The sequence below is a fragment of the Flavobacterium sp. CF136 genome (genome assembly GCF_000282055.1).
In the GTDB taxonomy this organism is placed as follows: Bacteria; Bacteroidota; Bacteroidia; order Flavobacteriales; family Flavobacteriaceae; genus Flavobacterium.
This window is the reverse complement of sequence record NZ_AKJZ01000051.1, coordinates 104,151-114,387: the sequence shown is the minus strand read 5'-3', so window position 1 is coordinate 114,387 and position 10,237 is coordinate 104,151. Positions and strand designations below refer to the sequence as shown.

Annotated in this window: 8 protein-coding genes; 3 read left to right on the top strand and 5 right to left on the bottom strand. The window is 33.6% G+C overall.

Annotated features, from left to right (window positions below; translation table 11 throughout):
* Positions 1–231 precede the first annotated feature (231 nt).
* Both PMI10_RS15515 and PMI10_RS15510 read right to left on the bottom strand, forming a co-directional pair.
* Positions 232–1,275: an AMP-binding protein gene (locus PMI10_RS15515; RefSeq protein WP_007809664.1), complete on the bottom strand. Its 1,044-nt coding sequence runs from the start codon at positions 1,273–1,275 to the stop codon at positions 232–234.
* A gap of 2 nt (positions 1,276–1,277) precedes the next feature.
* Positions 1,278–2,216, bottom strand: coding sequence for a CPBP family intramembrane glutamic endopeptidase (locus PMI10_RS15510; protein WP_007809663.1), 939 nt, complete (start codon positions 2,214–2,216; stop codon positions 1,278–1,280).
* Between the two features lie 111 nt (positions 2,217–2,327).
* Between PMI10_RS15510 and arsC the strand changes: the two genes are divergently transcribed.
* The 3 genes from arsC (at position 2,328) to fumC (ending at position 7,173) form a co-directional block, all read left to right on the top strand.
* Entirely contained in the window at positions 2,328–2,678 is a 351-nt protein-coding gene (arsC, locus tag PMI10_RS15505) for an arsenate reductase (glutaredoxin) (RefSeq protein WP_007809662.1), read from the top strand.
* A gap of 88 nt (positions 2,679–2,766) precedes the next feature.
* Positions 2,767–5,220 carry an outer membrane beta-barrel family protein gene (locus PMI10_RS15500; protein WP_007809661.1) on the top strand — a complete coding sequence of 818 codons (2,454 nt, stop codon included), beginning with the start codon at positions 2,767–2,769 and terminating at the stop codon, positions 5,218–5,220.
* Positions 5,221–5,787: 567 nt separating this feature from the next.
* The gene (fumC, locus tag PMI10_RS15490; protein ID WP_007809660.1) at positions 5,788–7,173 is read left to right on the top strand and encodes a class II fumarate hydratase; all 1,386 of its coding nucleotides are present in this window, start codon (positions 5,788–5,790) and stop codon (positions 7,171–7,173) included.
* 69 nt (positions 7,174–7,242) lie between these two features.
* Here the strand turns inward: fumC and PMI10_RS15485 are convergent, their stop codons facing one another.
* The 3 genes from PMI10_RS15485 to PMI10_RS15475 all read right to left on the bottom strand — a co-directional run bounded on the left by PMI10_RS15485 (position 7,243) and on the right by PMI10_RS15475 (position 10,215).
* Positions 7,243–8,349 carry a pectinesterase family protein gene (locus tag PMI10_RS15485; RefSeq protein WP_007809659.1) on the bottom strand — a complete coding sequence of 369 codons (1,107 nt, stop codon included), beginning with the start codon at positions 8,347–8,349 and terminating at the stop codon, positions 7,243–7,245.
* Between the two features lie 99 nt (positions 8,350–8,448).
* Entirely contained in the window at positions 8,449–9,753 is a 1,305-nt protein-coding gene (gene fucP, locus PMI10_RS15480) for an L-fucose:H+ symporter permease (RefSeq protein ID WP_007809658.1), read from the bottom strand.
* 21 nt (positions 9,754–9,774) lie between these two features.
* Entirely contained in the window at positions 9,775–10,215 is a 441-nt protein-coding gene (locus PMI10_RS15475) for a MaoC/PaaZ C-terminal domain-containing protein (RefSeq protein ID WP_007809657.1), read from the bottom strand.
* Positions 10,216–10,237 lie beyond the last annotated feature (22 nt).

Genomic DNA, 10,237 nt, shown 5'->3' with positions numbered 1-10,237 from the left:
GAGTATGTCGTCGCCTTTCTTTTTAAAAACCCTTCATCAACAGATGAAGGGTTTTTTCGTTTTGAAAAGTTTTGTCCCAGTTTACGGAAACGTGCCAAGTCAGGATCAATACTAAAACCTGCGGAGTGATAAAAATTATGCATAAATATTTTTGTTAGCCTAAAAACCGCTTCATTTTAAAGAATCAATCTGAAAACGGATCAATTTTTTGGATATGATATTCATTTAAGGTCACAATCCTATACTAGGTTTTCTTAATAACTTTCCGTTTTCATTTTCTTTGAATTTCGGAACAAAAACAATTTCTTTTGGCTTTTCATATTTGTCTAAAACATTAAAAAAATCAATAGGAAAATCTCTTTTTTCTCCTTCAATAACCAAAATTAATTTTTCTCCTAAAATAGAATCCGGAATTCCTGTAACAAAAAAACGACTGCTTATTTTTTCAACCAGCTTGGATTCAATTTGCTCCGGAATTAATTTTACGCCGCCGCTATTGATGACATTGTCAATTCTTCCTAAAAAGGTAAATTGGTTTTCTGTTATTACCTGGACGATGTCATTGGTAATAATAGGTTTTTCAGAAATTGTTGGAACCGTAATTGCCAGGCAACCTCTATTATCTGTATTGATTTTTACATTTGGTAAAACCGAGAAAAAGTTTTCCCCAACCTTTTTTGCAGCAATGTGCGTAATGGTTTCGGTCATGCCATAAGTTTCATAAATTTCGGTTTTTAATGGTAAGAGTTTCTCCTCAAGGGAAGAATCCATTTTGGCTCCACCAATAATTAATTTTTTGACATTTTTTAAATCCTCAATAGAGTTTTGAACCTGCAGGGGTACCATAGCTACAAAATCATATTGAGTCGTGTTTAATGCTAATGGTTCTATACTTGGCTCGACAATATCTAAATCCAGACCTAAAATTAAACTTCGGACCAACATCATTTTACCCGCTATAAATTTTACGGGCAAGCAAAGTAAAGCCTTGTTACCAGGTTTTAAACTAAAAAAATCTCCTGTAGCTAATGCGGATTGAATCATGGCTTGTTTTTGCAATCGAACAACTTTAGGCAGCCCGGTAGTTCCGGAAGTCATCATTTCGATATATTCTTTATTGTCAAACCAATCTAAAAGAAACTCACCAATGATTTGTTCATTAGCATCACCTTCTTTAATATAGCTATATGCCAAACGGCACAAATCATCATTATTTAAATGATAACCATTTATTTTAAAATAATTGTGAACATTTTTATGCGTCAACTTAATCATGACTATATTAATTTAGGACCTTCTACGATATTTATATCACCTGTTAATTTTGCTTTCCAATTGTTCCAATTGTATTTTTTGCTAAAAATAAAAAGCAGGATAGGATAGATTATTACAACAGGTAAAATAACATCAAAACCTGCAGAGGGTTCGGACTTATCTATAAAAAGGGAATGGGTTTGAAAAACGGACCAATCTGATGTTATTAATAAAGCACCAACGAGGTTATTGGCAGCATGAAAGCCAAGCGCTAATTCGATTCCCTCATCCATTAATGTTATAATTCCTAAAAACAGGCCAGTGCCAATATAATAAATCATAATAATATTGCCCATTTTAGTAACTTCGGGGTTAAACCAATGCATTGAACCAAAAATAAGTGAAGTCATTAACAGCGGAAACCATTTATTTTTAGCCAAATTAGCAAATCCCTGCATTAAATAACCTCTGAAAACATATTCTTCTGTACTGGTTTGTATTGGAATTAATATTGTTCCGATAAGTACTAAAATCAAAAAGGGAATTAGCTTGAAATTCCAAATGAAATTTTCAGGAGATTTAAAATAAACATACAAAAAACTCAGTATTGAAACCCCTGCCCATAATAAAAAAGAAAACAAAATACGTTTTACATCTATTTTTTTTCTGGATGTTGTAACTGATAAAAAACTTTGATTATGTAATTTAGTCACAACATAATAAACTCCGGTAAGAGCAAAAACAAATGAAATCATAATCAAAAATAAAGTCAAATTTGGCTCAAACATTTTCATTAGGATCTCGTCGTTTTTCGGATAAGGTTTTTTATTAAAAAAAGTTTCAAATAAAACAACTGCCGAAAGTGGAATTTGACCAACAAAAGAAGCAACAAAGATTAAGAGAGACCCTAACAGGTATTTCCAAAATTTATTTTCGGGTTTAATTCCTTGTTCTAAAAACATGTATTAAAAATTTTAAAATTAGAATTCAGTTTAATAAGTAAATCTTATTTTTGGTATTGCTAAAATACTTTTTTTTAGTTCAATTATTTTATAGCTATTTAAAAAATTAAAATGATACAAATTTACCATAATCCACGTTGCGGAAAATCAAGAAATTGTCTGGCTTTTTTAAACGAATCAGATCAGGAGTATGAAATCATCCCTTATCTTACAGAAACACCAACATTTGATGAATTGAAAGAATTGCTTGAAAAATTAAATTTACAGCCTATTGAATTAGTAAGGGTTAAAGAGAAAATTTGGATCGAAAATTATAAAGAAAAAAACATGAGTGATTCTCAAATCATTCAGGCAATGGTTGATAATCCAATTTTAATTGAAAGGCCGATTGTAATTAAAGACGGAAAAGCAATTATTGGACGTGACGTTGATAAAGTGGCTTCTTTTTTAGAATCATTATAAAGTGTTGGATTAACATTTTTTTGTGATTTTCTCCTTTAAACCAAAAGCTACATTTGTGGTCTAAAAGGAAAAAGAAACCAAAAAAATAATGAAAAAATTCAAATTTGCTGTATTAATTATATTCCTGTTTACAGGATTACACAATTATGCACAACAAGCACCTTCAAATCAAAATAAAGTAAAAGTTACAGGAAGAGTCTTAGAAAAAGTGACTAAGCAACCATTGGAGTATGCTACTATATCTATTACAGCACCTAACGAAACCAAAATAATTGCCGGAGGAATTACAAATCCAAAAGGGGAATTTGATTTATCTGTTCCTCTTGGAACTTATGATATCAAAGTTGAATTTATTTCATTTAAAGCAACTGAAATCAAAGGAAAAAATATTTCGGCTGACACTAATCTGGGAGTAATAAATTTATCTGAAGATGCTGCACAATTGAATGAAGTTGTTGTTCGTGCCGAAAAATCAACAGTAGAAATAAAACTGGATAAAAAAGTATACAATGTTGGACAGGATATGATGGTAAAAGGAGGAACTGTAAGTGACGTTCTGGATAACGTTCCATCTGTTTCTGTTGATACTGAAGGAAATGTAAGTTTAAGAGGCAGTGATAACATTCGAATTTTAATTGATGGAAGACCTTCAAATGCTATAAACGTTGCAGAAGCTTTACGCCAGCTTCCGGCCGATGCTATTGATAAAGTAGAAGTTATTACTAATCCATCTGCCCGTTATGATGCAGAAGGAGGATCAGGATTAATTAATATCATTCTTAAAAAAGGTAAAAATCAAGGCTTCAACGGAACTTTTATTGCTTCAACCGGAATCCCTGAAACATATGGTTTAAGTGCAAATTTGAATTATAAAACAGCAAAATTAAATTACTTCACTACTGCCGGATATAATTACAGAACCAATGAAGGCGGCGGTAAAACTAATTCTGAGTATTTTAATGAAGACGGTACAACTAAAAGCTTTTTAGATGAAGACCGTGATACAAAAAGAACTTCAGATGGATTTAATGGAAGAGCCGGCGTAGAATGGGCGATAACTCCAACGACTTTCTGGACAAATGCTATCAATTATCAAAAGAGTTCAGGCAGTACCAGAGATTTAATCAATTACAATAATTATGATGCAGCGCATGCTTTTACAGGATCTTCATTCCGATTAAATAATGGAGATACGGGAAGTGAAGACGTTGAATTTACTTCAAATTTAATCAAAAACTTCAACGATAAAGGTCACAAGCTTACTGCAGATTTATCAATTTCAGAAGATAATGATGATAGCAATAGCGTTATCACAGCATCATCACCTAATTCTAACAATACATTAAACAATCAGGTTCAGAGGCAAGTTCAGTTACAGGCTGATTATGTTCTCCCATTAGGTGAAGGAAGTCAGTTCGAAGCAGGATATAAAGGAAGTTTTGGAAATTTGAACAATGAATATTATGTTACTGATGGTGCAGGTGTAAAAGATGAAAATTTATCAAATACTTTAGAATATAAAGAAAACATAAATGCATTTTATTCACAATATGGTTTTAAAGTAAATAAATTTTCATACTTATTTGGTTTGCGTTGGGAAGACACCAATATTCAGGTTAATTTACTGGACAATAGTGATTTCAATACTAAAAAATACAATAACTTATTTCCAAGTGCTTTTGTGAGTTATGAAATCTCAGACCAAAGTAATTTCACTGTAAGTTACAGTAAACGTCTAACAAGACCAAGAGGGCGTTTCATGAACCCGGCAACCAATTATTCCAGTAATATAAATATCTTTCAGGGAAATCCGGATTTAAATCCATCTTTAACTGATAAATACGATATCGGATATATTAAACGCTGGGATAAAGTGACTTTTAATACTTCTGCTTATTTTGAAGATACCAAAAATGTTTTCAGTTTTGTAAGGTCTCCTACAGGTGAAGAAGTAAATGGAGTTCCGGTTATTTTGAGCCGGCCGATTAACTTAGGAAAAGAACAAAAGTTTGGCTTTGAATTTACTCTAAATTATTCACCGTTTAAATGGTGGAGATTGAACAGTAATTTTAATTTTTATAATGTAAAAACAACCGGCGAAAACAGTTATACTGATTTTACAACTGGCGAAGTTGTAGTTCAGAATCTTGACAATCAAGCCAATTCCTGGTTTGCCAGAATTAGCTCAAAAGTCACTCTGCCATACAAAATTGACTGGCAATTAAGTACTATGTACAATGGTGAACAAAAAACGGCACAGGGTAAAAACCTGGGTCAGTTTAGTATGAATACTGCTTTAAGCAAAGATATTTTAAAAGACAAAGGAACGATAGCTTTCAATATAAGTGATGTTTTCAACTCAAGAATCATGAGATCGTATACTAATCTTGAAAACCAGACATCTTACGGTGAAATGCAATTTCGTAAACGTCAGTTTAATTTGTCGTTTACCTATCGTTTTAACAAAGCTAAAAGTGAAAGAGAAAAGAATACCGCTCCTAAAAATGAAGGAAATGATGGTGGCGGAGAATTTCCGGGATAATCATCAAACAGCATAAAAAAAAGGACTCGAAAAACGGGTCCTTTTTTTATGAAATCAATTTAAAATTAAATCGATTGTTCTTGTTGCTTTTTCTTTGCTCTTTTCTCTTTGAACATTTCCCAGCTAGCGCCCGTAACCCAATAAGATACGAAACCAACTAAGAAAAACATCAACCAAAACCCTATAGTTAGTATGGTCAAGAAAAGTAAAAAACCTAAGTACTGTGAAAATTCAAACATGTTTTCCGGAATTTTTGAATGTAAGGACAAATGTATGTTTTATATTTTTCCTTAGCAATAAAAACGAAATCAATTTTTATAAAATCACAATAATCCGTATATTTAAACTCATTTTAAATAACGATTTTGTCTAACATGATTCATTTTTATTAAATCTTCTCAAACTGAATGAAATGAATATTTTTTAGGAGCTATTTCCCGCTATCCGCTACAATCTTTTACTTTTTAAAGAAAAAGCAAAAGGATTTCCACTTCTATCGGGGCTAAAAATCCTTTTTCAATAGAAATTTATTTAACATATATAAAACAACACCTTACAAAGAACAAAATGAAATACAGAATAGAAAAAGACACCATGGGAGAAGTTCAGGTCCCGGCAGATAAATATTGGGGTGCACAAACAGAACGTTCAAGAAACAATTTCAAAATAGGACCATCCGCATCAATGCCAAAAGAAATTATAGAAGGTTTTGCCTATTTAAAAAAAGCAGCTGCTTATGCCAATTATGATTTAGGTGTTTTGCCAATCGAGAAAAGAGATGCAATTGCAGCAGTTTGTGATGAAATCTTAGCAGGAAAATTAGATGATCAGTTTCCGTTGGTAATCTGGCAGACAGGTTCGGGGACGCAAAGCAATATGAATGTAAACGAAGTAATTGCCAACCGCGCACAAGTTCTTAAAGGCTTTGAAATTGGCGAAGGAGAACAATTCATAAAAGCAAATGATGATGTCAATAAATCACAATCATCAAATGACACTTTTCCAACCGGAATGCATATTGCAGCTTATAAAATGGTTGTAGAAACTACAATTCCGGGCGTCGAAAAATTAAGAGATACACTTCATGCAAAAGCCATAGCATATAAAGATGTCGTAAAAATTGGTCGTACACACCTTATGGATGCAACGCCACTTACATTAGGACAGGAAATTTCAGGCTACGCTGCCCAATTAACTTACGGATTAAAAGCATTAAAAAATACCCTGGCACATTTATCTGAAATTGCTTTAGGAGGAACTGCTGTAGGAACTGGGCTTAATACTCCAAAAGGGTATGACGTAAAAGTTGCCGAATACATTGCAAAATTCACTAATCATCCTTTTGTAACTGCGGAGAATAAATTTGAGGCTTTGGCAGCACATGATGCTATTGTTGAAACGCACGGAGCATTAAAACAATTGGCTGTTTCTTTAAATAAAATTGCAAATGATATCAGAATGCTGGCTTCAGGACCACGTTCAGGAATTGGCGAAATTCACATTCCGGAAAATGAGCCGGGATCTTCCATCATGCCCGGGAAAGTAAACCCGACACAATGCGAAGCTTTAACTATGGTTTGTGCCCAGGTTATCGGAAATGATGTGGCCATTGCAGTTGGCGGTATGCAGGGACATTATGAATTGAATGTTTTTAAACCCGTTATGGCTGCTAATTTCCTTCAATCGGCAAGATTATTAGGAGATGCCTGTATTTCATTTGATGAACATTGTGCTCAGGGCATTGAACCAAATTATAAAAGAATCAAAGAATTAGTAGACAATTCATTGATGTTAGTTACGGCCTTAAATACTAAAATTGGCTATTATAAAGCTGCTGAAATTGCACAAACCGCTCATAAAAACGGAACGACTCTAAAAGAAGAAGCTGTTCGTTTAGGGTATGTAACGCCTGAAGATTTTGATGTATGGGTTAAACCCGAGGAAATGGTTTAATTTAATTATTAAAATGTTTTTGATTTCTTAAAAAAAGAGCGCTCATTATTTAAAAGAGCGCTCTTAGTATTAATTGAAGCCTTTTTGAAAAACACCATCAGCATTTTTAGCATTCTTTGAAGGCAAAATTTCACGGCATTTATCATTTTCTGTTTCAGGATTCCAATCTCCCTCCAGATTTGCAGCGGTTGTGGTATTGGCAGCAAATATTTTCTCTTTTGTGTATTCTGAAGCTTCTTTTTTACTCAGTTGATGAGTCCAGGATAAACGGTTTTTTGGGTTATAACCCGGACCAAAACAATTGTATTCTGCATAATAAGTCGTTTCCCAATTTTTGAAAGCTTTATGTTCAGGGTCTTTTGACCAAATAGCCCAGCCATCAGCTATAATGTGCGAGCCTTCGTAGGAATTTAAAACAACTACATTGGCACCGGCACCCCAGGGTCTTCCTAATGTTGTCGTAATTGTATTATTACCATTATAATTTAAAAAGACACAATCTTTAAACACGAAGCCGTATTTGTTTTTTCCTGCATCCTGGTTGCTGGCAGTAATATGAGAACCTTTTATACTGTTGATAAAGCAATTTTCAAACAAAGAAATTCCTGAGCCAAAAATAAAATCGGTCGTTCCTTCAATAATACAATCTTTTATATAAGTTCTGGTATTGCTTTTAAGGTAGAAAGTATCCTGAAAACCGGTTATTTTACAAAGATGGAAAATGGCCCTGTCTCCGTTAACCATCAAGGCTACTGCCTGCCCGCCTTTTTTATATTGAGGTAATTGACTGTCAATGGTATTTTCGAAAGTAATATTTTCGGCTGTAAAATCATCAGCTTGAATCAATACGCTAAAAGATTTACTGGTCCCACCTGCAATTTCAGCATAATCATCAAAAGTAAGGACAGTAGTTTTATATGATTCGCCTAGTAAGGTTACTTTTTTCTTTTTGGATGACAGTTTTAATTTTTCCTTATAAATACCCGGTTTTACAAAAATGATAATTCGTTTTGAGTTATTTTCAGGAACAGCATCAAATGCTTCCTGTACTTTTGTGAAAGTTCCACTTCCGTCTGCAGCTACAATAATATCGTACTGATCTTTGTCTTTTTGAGCGTATAAAGCACTGTTAAAAACAAATAAACAGAGATAAAAGGTCAGAAAAGTTTTTTTCATTATAAGTTTTGAATATAAATGAGTTTAAAATAAAATTTCCAAGATGTTAGGTATTATAACTGAACATCTTGGAAATTTATAAAAATAATTGAAGTTTAACTAAGAAATGATGTTTTTTACTTTATGCCCAAATACTCCGAAATAAAGAATAATCACAAAGCACACTAAAGGAATAATATATCCTGCCTGAATATCATCATGTTTCATATCGATTAATGTCCCCATGCCATAAGGAAGTATCGCTCCACCTACGATAGACATTACTAACCAGGAAGAACCAGTTTCTGTATTCGATTTTAAGCCTACTAATCCCAAAGAGAAAATGGTAGGAAACATGATAGACATAAAAAATCCAATACCACCCAGTGCATAAATAACATAAATCCCTGATCCATAAATAGCCACTAAGCAAAGAAAAACGCTAATGATACAGTAGATAGAAAGTAAAACATAATCTTTAACAAATTTTAAAAAGAAGGTTCCAATAAAACGACCTGCCATAAAGAGGAAACCATAAATTCCGAGGTAATATCCGGCTGTTTTTTCGTCTAATCCGGCACCTTGTTGTGCAATTCTGATAAAAAAACTAGTGATACAAACCTGCGCTCCTACATAAAAGAATTGAGCAACTACAGCCCAACTCAGATGAGAAAATTTCAAAACAGAGAAAAAACCAGGTTTAATTTCTGCTTCTGTATGTTGTGGTTTCATCGAAGGAAGATGCATAAAATAGAATAATATAGCAACCAGGACTAATACACTCCCCAAAATGATATATGGTACTTTTACAGCCGAAGCTTCTTCTAATAAATAGGCTGCTTTTGTTGCAGCTGGCATAGCTGCCATTTGCTCGGGTGTATTGGTTTTACCGGATAAGATAAATAATGAACCAACAATTGGAGCTACCATTGCGGCTAATCCATTAAAGGAAGCTGCCAAATTCAATCTTTTAGATGAAGATTCTGCAGGTCCTAAAATAGCTGCATATGGATTGGCACTGGTTTCTAAAATAGTCAAGCCACAACCAATTACAAACAATGCAAATAAGAATAGTTCATATGTTCTGGTGTTTGCGGCGGGTACAAATAGAAATGCACCGGTTGCAAAAACCAATAGTCCAATTATAATACTGTTCTTGTAACCAAATCGTTTGATGAGCATTCCGGCAGGAATTGCCATAATAAAATAAGCAAAAAAGACAGAGGTATCAATCAATGTCGATTGACGATTGTTTAATTCACAAGCCTTTTTCAAGTGCGGGATTAAAATAGAATCCAGATTATGAGCCATTCCCCAAAGGAAAAATAAGCTGGTAATTAAGATAAAAGGCAACAAATATTTATTTCCTGTTCCTTGTTCTGTTGGGACTTCATGTTGATCACCAGTCTGGTTGGTTACTTGCATAGCTGTATTGTGGTTTTAAGGTTATTTCTTTTTTACTAATAATAAATGGTCGCATACCAATACCACTTCGCCTCTTTGGTTAATGATTTCAACATGCTCTGTTACGGTTCCCATATCCGGTTTTTTGGCTTCTCCTTTTTCAGAAATGGTAATTTCAGAATGGATGGTGTCGCCAATGTGAACGGGTTTTACAAATCGCATTCTGTCGTAACCTTTCGAAAAAGCTTCCGGATTTATTTCAGATGCGGTCAAACCTATGCCAATGCTGAAAACCATCGTTCCGTGAGCAATTCTTTGACCGAAAGGCTGTGTTTTGCACCATTCTTCATCCATATGATGTGGGAAAAAATCGCCAGTATGTCCCGCATGAACTACAAAATCGGTTTCTGTAATAGTTCTGCCTAATGTAACTCTTTTATCATTAAGTTGATAGTCTTCGAAAAAAGTTGATTTAAAATACATAGTTGTTTTTTTTGTTCACCAT